Genomic DNA, 14,577 nt, shown 5'->3' on the forward strand with positions numbered 1-14,577 from the left:
ACAGCGATGAAAGCAAAAGTGCGCAACTTCTTGCGCAGTACTGCGCAAGAAGTTGCGCACTCGGCTACAGGCGACGGTAACCGGGGGCTGTAGCGAAGTCAGGCGGCGATTTCGCGAAACAAGTGCGCAAGAAGTTGCGCACCATGGCACATGGCTACTGTGTCGCCAGACCATCGAAAACCGAATTGGCCAATCCATCGCCCCTTTTTGCCATTGCGTCACTGGCACGCCACCCTCCGATTCCTTGAAAGTCCCTGTCCAGAGCCCATCGCGTTTTATGAGCGGAAGGCCGGAGCGCGGCAAACCGTCTTATAAATGAAACACCGCCCTCAGCTATACTCCCCCGCATTTCGACCCGCCCCGAGGACTGACTGTGAAGAACTGGACGTTGCGCCAACGCATTTTGGCGAGCTTTGCGGTGATTATCGCCATCATGCTGCTGATGGTGGTCGTCTCGTATTCGCGGCTGCTGAAGATCGAGGCCAGTGAAAACAGCGTCCGTGACGACGCGATTCCCGGCGTCTACTACAGCTCCATGATTCGTGGCGCGTGGGTCGACAGTTACCTGCAGACCCAGGAACTGCTGGGCCTCAAGGAGGGGCAGGGCGTCAGCAGTGAAGATGCGGCCGATTACAAGGCTTTCGAATCCCGGCTTCAGGAACAGATGGCCAATTACCGTGGCACGGTGGTGACGGACGAGGACAAGCTCGAATTCGCGGCGTTCGAGAAATATCACGACGCCTACCTGAAAATTCAGGATGCGGTGCTCGACCTGCACAAACGCAATCTGGAAGCCGACGCCGTCAAGCTGTTCCACGAGCAATTGACTCCGACCTGGTACTCGGGGCGGATGAAGCTCAACGACATCATTGGCGAGAACAAGAAAGTCGCCGACAAGGCCATGGCCAACATCGACGAGGCCGTCGCGGCGGCCAAGGTCAGCATGTTCGTCTCGCTGCTGGTGGCCGTGCTGGCCGCCGGGTTCTGTGGTCTGCTGCTGATGCGCGCGATCATGGCGCCGATGAACCGCATCGTGCAGATCCTCGACATCATGCGCACGGGCGATCTGAGCAGCCGCTTGAACCTCGACCGCAAGGATGAGTTCGGCGCCGTGGAAACCGGCTTCAACGACATGATGACCGAGCTCACCTCGCTGGTGTCCCAGGCCCAGCGCTCGTCGGTGCAGGTCACCACCTCGGTGACCGAAATCGCCGCTACGTCCAAGCAACAGCAGGCCACCGCCACCGAAACCGCTGCGACCACGACTGAAATCGGCGCGACGTCTCGCGAGATCGCGGCGACCTCCCGCGACCTCGTACGCACCATGACCGAAGTCTCCACCGCCGCCGATCAGGCCTCGGTGCTGGCCGGTTCCGGGCAGCAGGGTCTGGCGCGCATGGAAGACACCATGCATTCGGTGATGGGCGCGGCGGATCTGGTGAACGCCAAACTGGCGATCCTCAACGAGAAGGCCGGCAACATCAATCAGGTGGTGGTGACCATCGTCAAGGTTGCCGACCAGACCAACCTGTTGTCCCTGAACGCCGCGATCGAAGCGGAGAAGGCCGGCGAGTACGGTCGCGGTTTTGCCGTGGTCGCCACCGAAGTGCGACGTCTGGCGGATCAGACTGCTGTCGCCACCTATGACATCGAACAGATGGTCCGCGAGATCCAGTCGGCGGTGTCCGCCGGGGTGATGGGCATGGACAAGTTCTCCGAGGAAGTGCGTCGCGGCATGGCCGAGGTGCAGCAGGTCGGCGAGCAGCTGTCGCAGATCATCCATCAGGTGCAGGCGCTGGCGCCGCGGGTGTTGATGGTCAACGAGGGCATGCAGGCCCAGGCCACCGGCGCCGAGCAGATCAACCATGCGCTGGTGCAGCTGGGTGATGCCAGCAGCCAGACGGTCGAGTCGTTGCGTCAGGCCAGTTTCGCCATCGACGAACTGAGCCAGGTGGCCGTGGGCCTGCGCAGCGGCGTTTCGCGATTCAAAGTCTGATGAGCGAAATCACCGCCAAACGCAGCGCTGCGCCGGTGGCGAAGCAGGCGTTGTTCCTGCTGTTTCGCATCGGCAGCGAACGCTACGCACTGCGCGCCACTGAAGTGGCCGAAGTGCTGCCGCGCCTGCCGTTGAAACCGATTGCCCGGGCGCCGCAATGGGTAGCGGGGGTGTTTGCCTATCGCGGTACGGTGGTGCCGGTGATCGACCTCAGTGCCCTGACGTTCGGCCATCCTGCGCAAGCGCGCACCAGCACGCGACTGGTGCTGGTGCATTACCGCGCGGATGACTCGCAAACCTCGCAATGGCTGGGCCTGATCCTCGAACAGGCCACCGACACCTTGCGCTGCAACCCGGATGATTTCCAGCCGTACGGCCTCGACAATCGTCAGACGCCGTACCTGGGCCCGGTGCGTGAAGATGCGCAAGGGCTGGTGCAGTGGGTGCGGGTCAACGACTTGCTGGACGAGTCGGTGCGTACGCTGCTGTTCCCGACACCGCCGCTGGATCCGGCGCGGCTTGAGGAGCAGCCATGAGCAGCGACCAGCGCTTCTTCGACTTCCTCAAGGAACGCATCGGCCTCGACGTCGCTTCGGTCGGCCCGGCGATCATCGAGCGGGCCGTGCGCCAGCGCATCACCCTGTCGCAAACGGTGAATGCCGATGAGTACTGGCAGACGCTGCAAGGCTCGCGGGATGAACAGCAGGCGCTGATCGAAGCGGTAATCGTCCCCGAGACCTGGTTTTTCCGTTACCCGGAATCCTTCGCCACCCTCGGCAAACTGGCGCGCAAACGCCTGGGCGAGCTGAACAACATGCGCGCGTTGCGCATTCTCAGCCTGCCGTGCTCCACCGGTGAAGAACCCTATTCGATTGCCATGGCGTTGCTCGATGCGGGCCTCAAGCCCCATCAGTTCAAGGTCGATGGCATGGACGTCAGCCCCTTGTCGGTGGACAAGGCGCGGCGGGCGCTGTACGGCAAGAACTCGTTTCGCGGCCAGGAGCTGGACTTTCGTGAGCGGCATTTTTTCGCCGAAAACGAAGGGTATCGGGTCAATGAAATCGTCCGTGAGCAGGTGCGCCTGCATGTCGGCAACGTGCTCGATCCGTCATTGTTGGTCAACGAGCCGCCGTTCGATTTCGTGTTCTGTCGCAACCTGCTGATCTATTTCGATCAGCCGACCCAGCAGCAGGTATTCGCCGTGCTCAAGCGCCTGACCCATGTCGATGGCGTGCTGTTTATCGGCCCGGCCGAGGGCAGTCTGCTCGGGCGGCTCGGCATGCGCTCGATCGGGATTGCGCAGTCCTTCGCCTTCAGCCGTCACAGCGAACCGCAGCCCGAGCCGTTGCCGATGCCGACCGCGATTCCGGTGCCGTTGCCTTTGCGCCAACCGGTGCGCAGCACGCCACCGCCGCCGGTGCGCCACCGTCCGTTTGCTGGCGTGACGCCGTTGCCCGCGACGGCTAAAAGCACCAACCCCGACGCCGCGACCTTGCTGGCCAACATCGCCGCCTTGGCCAACGAAGGCAAAAGCGCCGAAGCCCGGGCCGCGTGCGAACAGTATTTGCGCAGCCATGAGCCGGTGGCCCAGGTGTTTTACTGGCTCGGCCTGCTCAGCGATGTCGCCGGCAGCGCCCTCGAAGCCCAGGGCTTTTACCGCAAGGCGCTGTACCTCGAACCGCAACACCCAGAAGCCTTGATGCACCTGGCTGCGTTGCTGCAAGCCCAGGGCGACACGGCCGGCGCCAGACGATTGCAGGAGCGCGCCGCCCGCAGCGGCCGCACCGCCGACAGTGAGCGTAAACGATGATCCCGTCCGACACCTTGAACGTCACCCACGAAGACGCCCGGGCCATCGACGATTGCTGGAACCGCATCGGCATCCACGGCGACAAGTCCTGTCCGCTGCTGGACGAGCACATCCATTGCCGCAATTGCTCGGTGTATTCCGCCGCCGCGACTCGACTGCTCGACCGCTATGCGTTGCAGCAGGACGAGCGCGACCCGGTGGCGACTCAGGTCGAAACCGAGCTGAAGACCCGTTCGCTGCTGATGTTCCGCCTCGGCGAAGAATGGCTCGGCCTGGCCACGCGCAGTCTGGTGGAGGTCGCGCCGTTGCAGGCGATTCACTCGCTGCCGCACCAGCGCTCCCGGGCCTTGCTCGGCGTGGCGAACGTGCGTGGTGCGCTGGTGGCGTGCCTGTCGCTGGTCGAACTGCTCGACCTCGACAGCAACGCAGCCCCGGCGACCGGCGCGCGGATCATGCCGCGCATGCTGATCATCTCGGCCCAGGGCGGGCCGGTGGTGGTGCCGGTGGACGAAGTCGACGGGATTCACGCCATCGACGAGCGAATCCTCGATGCCGCGTCGCGTTCCGGCGCGCATGTCAGCGCCAAATACACCCGCGGCGTGCTGCCTTTCAAAGGTCGCAGCCTGCGTTGGCTGGATGAAGAACAGCTGTTGTCCGCCGTGTCCCGGAGCCTCACATGACCCCCGAGCAAATGCGCGACGCCTCCCTGCTCGAGCTGTTCAGCCTCGAAGCCGAAGCCCAGACCCAGGTGCTCAGCGCCGGGCTGCTGGCGCTGGAGCGCAACCCGACCCAGGCCGATCAGCTCGAATCGTGCATGCGTGCGGCGCACTCATTGAAAGGCGCGGCGCGGATTGTCGGCATCGACAGCGGCGTCAGCGTTGCCCACGTGATGGAAGATTGTCTGGTCAGCGCCCAGGAAGGGCGGTTGTTCCTGCGCCCGGAACATATCGACGCGCTGTTGCAGGGCACCGATTTGCTGATGCGCATCGCCACCCCGGCCAATGGCCCGCAACCGGCGGACATCGAGGCTTACGTGGCGTTGATGGGCGGTTTGCTCGACCCGACGGCACCGGCCGTGGTGCCCGCCGCTCCGAGTGCGCCACCGATGGCCGAGTTGCAGCTACAGCCACCGCCGGTGGCTGAGCCGGCGCCGGTTGAAATCCCGGTCGAGGTTGCCGAGCCGGAGCCCGCCCCGCGCAAGAGCAAACGCACCACCGAAGGTGGCGAGCGGGTGCTGCGGGTCACCGCTGAACGCCTGAACAGTCTGCTCGACCTGTCGAGCAAATCCCTGGTGGAAACCCAGCGCCTCAAGCCGCACCTGGCCACCATGCAGCGCCTCAAACGCATGCAGAACAATGGCCTGCGGGCGCTGGAAAGTCTCAACGTTCATCTCAAGGAACACGCCCTGAGCCTTGAAGCTCAGGAGGCACTGGAAGACGCGCGACGTTTGCTCGCCGAATCCCAGCAACTGCTGGCAGAGAAAAACGCCGAACTCGACGAGTTTGCCTGGCAAGCCAGCCAGCGCGCACAAGTGCTCTACGACACCGCGCTGGCCTGCCGCATGCGGCCATTCGCCGATGTGTTGTCCGGGCAGGTGCGGATGGTGCGCGACCTCGGTCGCAGCCTCGGCAAACAGGTGCGGCTGGAGATCGAGGGCGAGAAGACTCAGGTTGATCGCGATGTGTTGGAAAAGCTCGAAGCACCGCTCACTCACCTGCTGCGCAACGCAGTCGATCATGGCATCGAAACCCCGGAAGAGCGCCTGCTCAAAGGCAAGTCCGAGGAAGGTCTGATCCGTCTGCGTGCCTCGCATCAGGCCGGTCTGCTGGTGCTGGAGTTGAGCGACGACGGCAATGGTGTCGATCTGGAAAAGGTCCGCCGCAGCATCGTCGAACGCCAGTTGTCGCCCGCCGAAACCGCCGCGCAATTGAGTGAAGAAGAACTGCTGACCTTCCTGTTCCTGCCGGGTTTCAGCCTGCGGGACAAGGTCACCGAGGTCTCCGGTCGCGGCGTCGGCCTTGATGCCGTTCAGCACATGGTTCGCCAGTTGCGCGGTGCGGTGGTGCTGGAGCAGACGGCAGGCGAGGGCAGTCGCTTCCATCTGGAAGTGCCGCTGACCCTTTCCGTGGTGCGCAGCCTGGTGGTGGAAGTCGGCGACGAGGCTTATGCCTTCCCGCTGGCGCACATCGAGCGCATGTGCGACCTGGCGCCGGACGACATCGTGCAGGTCGAAGGGCGCCAGCATTTCTGGCACGAAGGTCGGCACGTCGGGCTGGTTGCGGCCAGTCAATTGCTGCAACGCCCGGCCAGCCAGAACAGCGGCGACACCCTGAAAGTCGTGGTGATCCGCGAACGCGACGCGATCTATGGCGTGGCGGTCGAGCGCTTCATCGGCGAGCGCACGCTGGTGGTGCTGCCGCTGGACGAGCGGCTGGGCAAGGTGCAGGACATTTCCGCCGGGGCCTTGCTCGACGATGGTTCGGTGGTGCTGATCGTCGATGTCGAAGACATGCTGCGGTCGGTGGACAAACTGCTCAACACCGGGCGTCTGGAACGCATCGCGCGCCACGGCCATCAGGCCGCAGAAGCGGCGCGCAAGCGGATTCTGGTGGTCGACGACTCGCTGACCGTGCGCGAACTGCAACGCAAGCTGCTGCTCAATCGCGGCTACGACGTGGCCGTTGCGGTGGATGGCATGGACGGCTGGAACGCCCTGCGCTCCGAGGACTTCGATCTGCTGATCACCGACATCGACATGCCGCGCATGGACGGCATCGAACTGGTCTCGCTGCTGCGCCGCGACAACCGTCTGCAATCGCTGCCGGTGATGGTGGTGTCGTACAAGGATCGCGAGGAAGATCGTCGCCGTGGACTGGACGCCGGCGCCGACTATTATCTGGCCAAGGCCAGTTTTCATGACGACGCCCTGCTCGACGCGGTGGTTGAGCTCATCGGAGGAGCGCGGGCATGAAGATCGCAATCGTCAACGACATGCCTCTGGCGGTGGAGGCCCTGCGCCGCGCGCTGGCCTTCGAGCCGGCGCATCAGGTGGTGTGGGTTGCCAGCAACGGCGCCGAAGCGGTGCGCCTGTGCGCGGAAAACACCCCGGACCTGATCCTGATGGACCTGATCATGCCGGTGATGGATGGCGTCGAGGCCACCCGCCGGATCATGGCCGAGAGCCCGTGTGCGATTGTCATCGTCACCGTGGACCGCCAGCAGAACGTGCACCGGGTGTTCGAAGCCATGGGCCACGGCGCGCTGGACGTGGTCGACACCCCGGCCATCGGCGGTGGCAATCCTCAGGAAGCGGCGGCACCGCTGCTGCGCAAGATCCTCAACATCGGCTGGCTGATCGGCGAGAAAACCGCCCGCTCGCGTCCGGCACCTGCGACACCGCGCAGTACCGCCTCGCGCCAGCGACTGGTGGCGATCGGTTCTTCGGCCGGTGGCCCCGCGGCGCTGGAAGTCTTGCTCAAAGGCCTGCCGCGCCACTTTTCGGCGGCCATCGTGCTGGTGCAGCATGTCGATCAGGTGTTCGCCGCCGGCATGGCCGAATGGCTGGCCAGCGCCAGCGGCCTGGACGTGCGTCTGGCCCGCGAAGGCGAACCGCCGCAGGCCGGCGCGGTGCTGCTGGCCGGCACCAACCACCATATTCGTTTGCTCAAGAACGGCACGCTGGCCTACACCGCCGAGCCGGTCAACGAGATCTACCGCCCCTCGATCGACGTGTTTTTCGAAAGCGTCGCCAACTACTGGAATGGTGACGCCGTAGGGGTTTTATTGACAGGGATGGGACGCGACGGGGCTCAAGGGCTTAAGCTCATGCGCCAACAGGGTTACCTGACCATCGCGCAGGATCAGCAGAGCAGTGCGGTGTACGGCATGCCCAAGGCTGCCGCAGCCATCGACGCGGCCGTAGAAATCCGTCCACTGGAAAAGATAGCGCCACGATTGCTGGAGATTTTCCCTAAATGAACACGTTCCTCCGCAATCCTGGCCCCCGCAGCACTCAGGTGACCGCCCATGAATGACTTACAGATCGATGACATCAAAACCGACGAGAACGCCGCCATGGTGTTGTTGGTGGACGATCAGGCGATGATCGGCGAAGCCGTGCGCCGTGGGCTGTCGAATGAAGAGAACATCGACTTCCACTTCTGCTCCGACCCGCATCAGGCCGTGGCCCACGCGGTGCGGATCAAGCCGACCGTGATCCTGCAGGATCTGGTGATGCCCGGCCTCGACGGCCTGAGCCTGGTGCGCGAGTACCGCAATCACCCGGCGACCAAGGACATCCCGATCATCGTCCTGTCGACCAAGGAAGACCCGCTGATCAAAAGTGCGGCGTTCTCCGCCGGGGCCAACGATTACCTGGTGAAACTGCCGGACAACATCGAACTGGTGGCGCGCATCCGCTATCACTCGCGCTCCTACATGACGTTGCTGCAACGGGACGCGGCCTACCGCGCGTTGCGGGTCAGCCAGCAGCAATTGCTCGACACCAACCTGGTGTTGCAGCGCCTGATGAACTCCGACGGCCTGACCGGGCTGTCCAACCGCCGGCACTTCGACGAATACCTGGAACTGGAATGGCGCCGCTCGCTGCGCGACCAGAGCCAGTTATCGCTGCTGATGATCGACGTCGATTACTTCAAGTCCTACAACGACACCTTCGGCCACGTCGAAGGCGACGAGGCCTTGCGCAAGGTCGCCACCGCAATCCGCGAGGCCAGTGCCCGGCCGTCCGATCTGCCGGCGCGTTATGGCGGCGAAGAATTTGCGCTGGTGTTGCCCAACACCTCGCCGGGCGGGGCGCGGCTGGTGGCGGAAAAGCTGCGCCAGACGGTCGCGGCGCTGAAGATTCCGCACAATGCCCCCGCTGAAGGCTCGAGCCTGACCATCAGCATCGGCCTGGCAACCATGGTGCCGGAGTCGGGCAGCGACTGCCGGTTGCTGATCTCGGCGGCGGACCGTGGCCTGTACCTGGCCAAGAACAACGGGCGCAATCAGGTGGGGATCGAATGAACCATCGGGTTCATTCGCCTCAAGAGCCGCCAGACGGGCTGCCGTGACAGCTTGATTACGTTATACTCGCCGGCTTTCAAAAGTTCGCCAACGAGTGCTGCCCGTCATGGAAATCAACCCGATCCTGAACACCATCAAGGACCTGTCCGAGCGCTCCGAAACTATTCGGGGGTATCTTTGACTACGATCAAAAGCATGAGCGTCTGATCGAAGTCAATCGCGAGCTTGAAGATCCTGCAGTCTGGAACAAACCCGAATACGCCCAGGAACTGGGCCGCGAGCGCGCTGCGCTGGCGCAGATCGTCGATACCCTCGACGAACTGAACGGTGGCCTGGCCGATTGCCGCGAGCTGCTGGACATGGCCGTTGAAGAGAACGACGAGGGCGCGGTCAACGACGTCGTCGAAGTCCTTCAAGGTCTCGAAGAGTCCCTGTCCAAGCTCGAATTCCGCCGTATGTTCAGCCACGAGATGGACCCGAACAACGCCTACCTGGACATCCAGGCCGGTTCCGGCGGCACCGAAGCCCAGGACTGGGCCAACATCCTGCTGCGCATGTACCTGCGCTGGGCCGACAAGCGCGGTTTCGACGCGACCATCATGGAGCTGTCGGCCGGTGAAGTCGCCGGGATCAAGGGTGCGACCGTGCACATCAAGGGCGAATACGCCTTTGGCTGGCTGCGTACCGAGATCGGCGTGCATCGTCTGGTGCGCAAGAGCCCGTTCGACTCCGGCAACCGTCGCCACACCTCGTTCTCCGCGGTTTTCGTCTCGCCAGAGATCGACGACAAGGTGGAAATCGAAATCAACCCGGCAGACCTGCGGATCGACACCTATCGTTCCTCCGGTGCTGGTGGTCAGCACGTAAACACCACCGACTCGGCCGTACGTATCACCCACGTACCGACCAACACCGTGGTGAGCTGCCAGAACGAACGTTCCCAGCACGCCAACAAGGACACCGCCATGAAAATGCTGCGGGCCAAGTTGTACGAGCAGGAAATGCAGAAGCGCAACGCGGCGTCCCAGGCGCTGGAAGACACCAAGTCGGATATCGGCTGGGGTCACCAGATCCGTTCGTACGTGCTCGATGCGTCGCGGATCAAGGATCTGCGCACCAACATCGAACGCAGTGACTGCGACAAGGTGCTCGACGGCGACATCGACGAATACCTGGAAGCCAGCCTGAAATCGGGCCTGTAAGCTTTCACCCGACCTCAAGTCCCCCGCCATCGGCGGGGGCAACGAACCTGTGATGGAATATTTAAAGACATGAGCGACCAACAACTCGACCCGCAAGCCCTGCAACAGGAAGAAAACTCCCTGATCGCCCTGCGCAAGGAAAAGCTTGCTGCCGAGCGCGCCAAGGGCAATGCCTTCCCGAACGACTTCCGCCGCGAAAACTACTGCGAAGCACTGCAGAAACAGTACGCGGACAAGACCAAGGAAGAGCTGGCAGAGGCTGCGATCCCGGTCAAGGTTGCAGGTCGCATCATGCTCAACCGTGGCTCGTTCATGGTGATCCAGGACATGACCGGTCGCATCCAGGTCTACGTCAACCGCAAGACCCTGTCCGAAGAAACCCTGGCCGCGGTGAAAACCTGGGACATGGGCGACATCATCGCCGCCGAAGGCACCCTGGCCCGTTCCGGCAAGGGCGACCTGTACGTCGAGATGACCAGCGTACGCCTGCTGACCAAATCCCTGCGCCCGCTGCCGGACAAGCACCACGGCCTGACCGACACCGAACAGCGCTACCGTCAGCGCTACGTTGACCTGATCGTCAACGAAGACGTGCGTCAGACCTTCCGTGTCCGTTCGCAAGTGATCGCGCACATCCGCAGCTTCCTGATGAAGCGCGACTTCCTCGAAGTCGAAACGCCGATGCTGCAGACCATTCCTGGCGGCGCCGCGGCCAAGCCGTTCGAAACCCACCACAACGCGCTGGACATGGAAATGTTCCTGCGTATCGCCCCGGAGCTGTACCTCAAGCGTCTGGTGGTTGGCGGCTTCGAAAAAGTGTTCGAGATCAACCGCAACTTCCGTAACGAAGGCGTTTCGACTCGTCACAACCCTGAATTCACCATGTTGGAGTTCTACCAGGCTTACGCCGACTACGAAGACAACATGGACCTGACCGAAGAACTGTTCCGCGAGCTGGCGCAGCTGGTTCTGGGCAGCACCGACGTGCCGTACGGCGACAAGGTGTTCCACTTCGGCGAGCCGTTCGTACGCCTGTCGGTGTTCGACTCGATCCTCAAGTACAACCCTGAGCTGACCGCCGATGACCTGAACGACATCGACAAGGCTCGCGCCATCGCCAAGAAGGCCGGCGCCAAGGTCCTGGGCTTCGAAGGTCTGGGCAAACTGCAGGTGATGATTTTCGAAGAGCTGGTCGAGCACAAGCTGGAACAGCCGCACTTCATTACCCAGTACCCGTTCGAAGTGTCGCCGCTGGCCCGTCGCAACGACGACAACCCGAACGTCACCGACCGCTTCGAGCTGTTCATCGGCGGCCGTGAAATCGCCAACGCCTATTCCGAGTTGAACGATGCGGAAGACCAGGCCGAGCGCTTCATGGCGCAGGTGGCCGACAAGGACGCCGGCGACGACGAAGCCATGCACTACGACGCTGACTTCGTTCGTGCGCTGGAGTACGGCATGCCGCCAACGGCCGGTGAAGGTATCGGCATCGACCGTCTGGTGATGCTGCTGACCAACTCCCCGTCGATCCGCGACGTGATCCTGTTCCCGCACATGCGGCCACAAGCGTAAGTGTTTCAATAAAAAAGCCGCCTGAAATGGGCGGCTTTTTATTGCCTGTCTGGTACAAACGTATCAAATGGTTAATTTTGAAGAAAACAACAGAGGTATGCCTGTCGTGATCGGTGCAATGGCTCAAGAGGGTGCAGCGGGAATCGCCACTGCGGTCGCTGAAAGTGTTCAGTACCAGGGCCGCAAGGCCAGCCGGCAGGGCAGTGAACAGCGTCGACAGGACATTCTCGATGCGGCGATGCGCATTGTCGTACGCGACGGCGTGCGGGCCGTGCGTCACCGGGCGGTGGCGGCCGAGGCCGGTGTGCCGCTGTCGGCCACCACGTATTACTTCAAGGACATCGATGACCTGCTCACCGATACCTTCGCCCAGTACGTTGAACGCAGCGCGGCCTATATGGCCAAGCTGTGGATCAACAACGAAGGCCTGCTGCGCGAAATGGTGGTCAGCGGCGACGGCAGCCCGGAGTCGCGTTCGCAACTGGCCGACGATATCGCCCGGTTGATGGCCGACTACGTGCACCGGCAACTGGTCAACCGTCGCGAGCATTTGATGGCGGAGCAGGCATTCCGTCAGGAAGCGCTGCTCAACCCGCGTCTGGCGGAACTGGTGCGTTCCCATCAGCAGATTCTGTTGCAGGGCACCTGCCAGTTGTTCCAGGTATTGGGCTCACGCGAGCCGCAGCAGGATGCCAAGGTGTTGACGGCGATTATCGGACGGATGGAATATCAGGGCCTGCTCAACGACGCCGAGCCTTTGGCCGAAGAGGACATGCTCGGCATTCTGACGCGCTATATGCACCTGGTACTCGCGTCGGTGTAACGCAATCCCCTGTGGGAGCGAGCTTGCTCGCGATTGCGATCTGTCATTCAAAGTCTTCATTGGCTGACACTCCGCCATCGCGAGCAAGCTCGCTCCCACAGGTTCGCTGGTGAGTTCGGGTCTAGGGAGTGTCGAATGAAAGCCTGGCGTGGCGTGCTGATCGCCTTGTCGTTCCTGCTGCTCAGCGGTTGTCTGGTGACCTTCCGCGAGCCGCTGCCCGCCAGTGAACCGGCGCCCAAGGGCCTGCTCGGCCAATGGTCGAGCACCAATGCCTGGGGCGAGCCGATGAATCTGGAGCTGACGCGCCTGGGAAACGATCGCTATCAGGCGGTTGCGTACTTCAAAGCCAAACCCCGCGAGCGTGAAGCCTATCCGTTCACGGTGTCGCGCCACGGCAACCGCTGGTACCTGTCGGCGAAGGTGCCGGCGCAATACGGCGGGCACTTCACCATTGCCGGTTTCGAGATCACCGACAAGCGCGAGCTGGTGATCTACAACCTCGACCTCGAACAGATCAACCAGGCCATCGCCCAGAAAACCCTCGACGGCCAGGGCTTCCAGACCGATGACGGCGAGGGCGTGCAGGTCGACAGCCCGCTTGAAAAGGTCTTTGCTTACCTCGACGACCCGGCCAATTCCGACGTTTTCGTCGAAGCGGCGCGCTATCAGCATCAGGCCAAAGCCAAATAATTCAGTTCGTCACGTTTTCTACAGGAGTTTCGGGTGGACGATTACCAGCAGACGATACGCATTCTGTCCGATCGCATAGTGCTGGCGCAGACGCCGATCCGCGTGCTCGACGCGGTCAAGTGGGACGAGAACATCCGCAAGGGGTTCCTCAAGGCCAAGGGCAAGGAATTGCCGGCTGTGGATCGCGACTACTACCTCAACCGGCCGCTGTCCTTCGACTCAAGCAAGGTCAAGCTGGAATTCCAGAACATCGAACGGGACATCACCCGTCAGCTCGGCCAGTTCAACCCGGTCGGCCAGATCATGCGCCGCATGTGCAAGGAATACCGGATGGTGGTGCGCATGCTCGAAGCACGCGGCACCGAGGATTTCGGCCTGATATCCCAGGAACTGTACGGCGCCGCGTCCGATGCGTTCCACGCCGGTGACCCGACCCTCGCCGACCTCGGCCTGATGATGTCCGATTACCTGAACAACATCGACGGCCGTGGCGACCTGAAGGACGAACCGAAGATCCTCACCGCCAAGGACGCCGTGCACCTGCTGCAAACCCGGCTGAACAAGGTGTTCGGCGAGGCCGAGGAAACCATCCGCGTATTCGAGTCCGACGGCATCGTCGCCGACGCGGCGGCGGGCGCCGACTACATCAAGATCCGCACTGATGCGATGTTCAACGACCGCGACGTGCGCGCGCTGGAAGTCCACGAAGGCCTGGTGCACGTCGGCACCACGCTCAACGGCTTGAACCAGCCGATCTGCACCTTCCTGTCCAAGGGACCGCCCTCGTCGACGGTGACTCAGGAAGGCCTGGCGATCCTGATGGAAATCATCACCTTCGCCTCCTACCCGAGCCGCCTGCGCAAACTGACCAATCGCACCCGCGCCATTCACATGGTCGAGGAGGGCGCGGACTTCCTGCAGGTGTTCGAGTTCTTCCGCGAGCAGGGCTTCGAGATGGCGGAAAGCTACGGCAACGCCAGTCGGGTTTTCCGTGGATCGACGCCGACCGGTCTGCCATTCACCAAAGACTTGTCCTACCTCAAGGGCTTCATCATGGTTTACAACTACATTCAGTTGGCCGTGCGCAAGGGCAAGCTCGAGCAGATCCCGTTGCTGTTCTGCGGCAAGACCACGCTGGAGGACATGCGAACCCTGCGGCAGCTGGTGGACGAAGGCCTGGTGGTGCCGCCCAAGTACCTGCCGGACCAGTTCCGCGACATGAACGCGTTGTCGGCGTGGATGTGCTTCTCCAACTTCCTCAATCACTTGAGCCTGGACCGGATCGAGGCGGATTACTCCAACATCCTGTAACTCCAACACCGTCCGCTGTGGGAGCGGGCTTGCCCGCGATAGCGGTCTGACATTCAACGTTGATGTCGATTGATCCTCCGCCATCGCGGGCAAGCCCGCTCCCACAAGGTCATTTGTTTTCCTAAGGGTTGCATTTCAACTCTCT

The 14,577-nt window shown here is 62.5% G+C and carries 12 protein-coding genes; all 12 read left to right on the top strand.

Features of this window, described 5'->3' with window-relative positions:
• Window positions 1-373: 373 nt before the first annotated feature.
• The 12 genes from KJY40_RS06450 to KJY40_RS06505 all read left to right on the top strand — a co-directional run bounded on the left by KJY40_RS06450 (window position 374) and on the right by KJY40_RS06505 (window position 14,432).
• The gene (locus tag KJY40_RS06450) at window positions 374-1,996 is read left to right on the top strand and encodes a methyl-accepting chemotaxis protein (protein WP_039769604.1); all 1,623 of its coding nucleotides are present in this window, start codon (window positions 374-376) and stop codon (window positions 1,994-1,996) included.
• Entirely contained in the window at window positions 1,996-2,532 is a 537-nt protein-coding gene (locus tag KJY40_RS06455; RefSeq protein ID WP_230735675.1) for a chemotaxis protein CheW, read from the top strand. The genes KJY40_RS06450 and KJY40_RS06455 overlap by 1 nt, the downstream gene beginning before the upstream one ends.
• Complete coding sequence (locus tag KJY40_RS06460) at window positions 2,529-3,806, top strand: CheR family methyltransferase (protein WP_230735677.1); 1,278 nt, start codon at window positions 2,529-2,531, stop codon at window positions 3,804-3,806. The genes KJY40_RS06455 and KJY40_RS06460 overlap by 4 nt, the downstream gene beginning before the upstream one ends.
• Entirely contained in the window at window positions 3,803-4,486 is a 684-nt protein-coding gene (locus KJY40_RS06465; protein WP_230735679.1) for a chemotaxis protein CheW, read from the top strand. The genes KJY40_RS06460 and KJY40_RS06465 overlap by 4 nt, the downstream gene beginning before the upstream one ends.
• On the top strand, window positions 4,483-6,777 hold the full coding sequence (locus KJY40_RS06470) for a hybrid sensor histidine kinase/response regulator (RefSeq protein WP_230735681.1): 2,295 nt from the start codon (window positions 4,483-4,485) through the stop codon (window positions 6,775-6,777). The genes KJY40_RS06465 and KJY40_RS06470 overlap by 4 nt, the downstream gene beginning before the upstream one ends.
• Window positions 6,774-7,784, top strand: a complete 1,011-nt coding sequence (gene cheB / locus KJY40_RS06475) for a chemotaxis response regulator protein-glutamate methylesterase (protein ID WP_007954689.1) — start codon at window positions 6,774-6,776, stop codon at window positions 7,782-7,784. Before KJY40_RS06470 ends, cheB begins: the two co-directional genes overlap by 4 nt.
• A 48-nt stretch (window positions 7,785-7,832) precedes the next feature.
• Entirely contained in the window at window positions 7,833-8,834 is a 1,002-nt protein-coding gene (locus tag KJY40_RS06480) for a response regulator (RefSeq protein WP_039769610.1), read from the top strand.
• Between the two features lie 106 nt (window positions 8,835-8,940).
• Window positions 8,941-10,036 (top strand): peptide chain release factor 2 gene (gene prfB / locus KJY40_RS06485; RefSeq protein ID WP_102621447.1). Its coding sequence is split into 2 segments (ribosomal slippage): window positions 8,941-9,012 and window positions 9,014-10,036, totalling 1,095 coding nucleotides; the frame shifts between segments, so codons are not numbered across the junction.
• A 69-nt stretch (window positions 10,037-10,105) separates the two neighbouring features.
• A complete protein-coding gene (lysS, locus tag KJY40_RS06490) occupies window positions 10,106-11,608 on the top strand; it encodes a lysine--tRNA ligase (protein ID WP_007954693.1) in 1,503 nt (500 codons plus the stop codon).
• Window positions 11,609-11,726: 118 nt separating this feature from the next.
• Window positions 11,727-12,431: a TetR/AcrR family transcriptional regulator gene (locus KJY40_RS06495; protein WP_011332647.1), complete on the top strand. Its 705-nt coding sequence runs from the start codon at window positions 11,727-11,729 to the stop codon at window positions 12,429-12,431.
• A gap of 135 nt (window positions 12,432-12,566) precedes the next feature.
• Window positions 12,567-13,121, top strand: coding sequence for a hypothetical protein (locus KJY40_RS06500; RefSeq protein WP_192563670.1), 555 nt, complete (start codon window positions 12,567-12,569; stop codon window positions 13,119-13,121).
• Window positions 13,122-13,154: 33 nt separating this feature from the next.
• On the top strand, window positions 13,155-14,432 hold the full coding sequence (locus KJY40_RS06505; protein WP_007954701.1) for a flavohemoglobin expression-modulating QEGLA motif protein: 1,278 nt from the start codon (window positions 13,155-13,157) through the stop codon (window positions 14,430-14,432).
• The last annotated feature ends 145 nt before the right edge of the window (window positions 14,433-14,577 follow it).

Origin of the sequence: Pseudomonas fitomaticsae (assembly GCF_021018765.1) — a bacterium.
GTDB lineage: Bacteria > Pseudomonadota > Gammaproteobacteria > Pseudomonadales > Pseudomonadaceae > Aquipseudomonas > Aquipseudomonas fitomaticsae.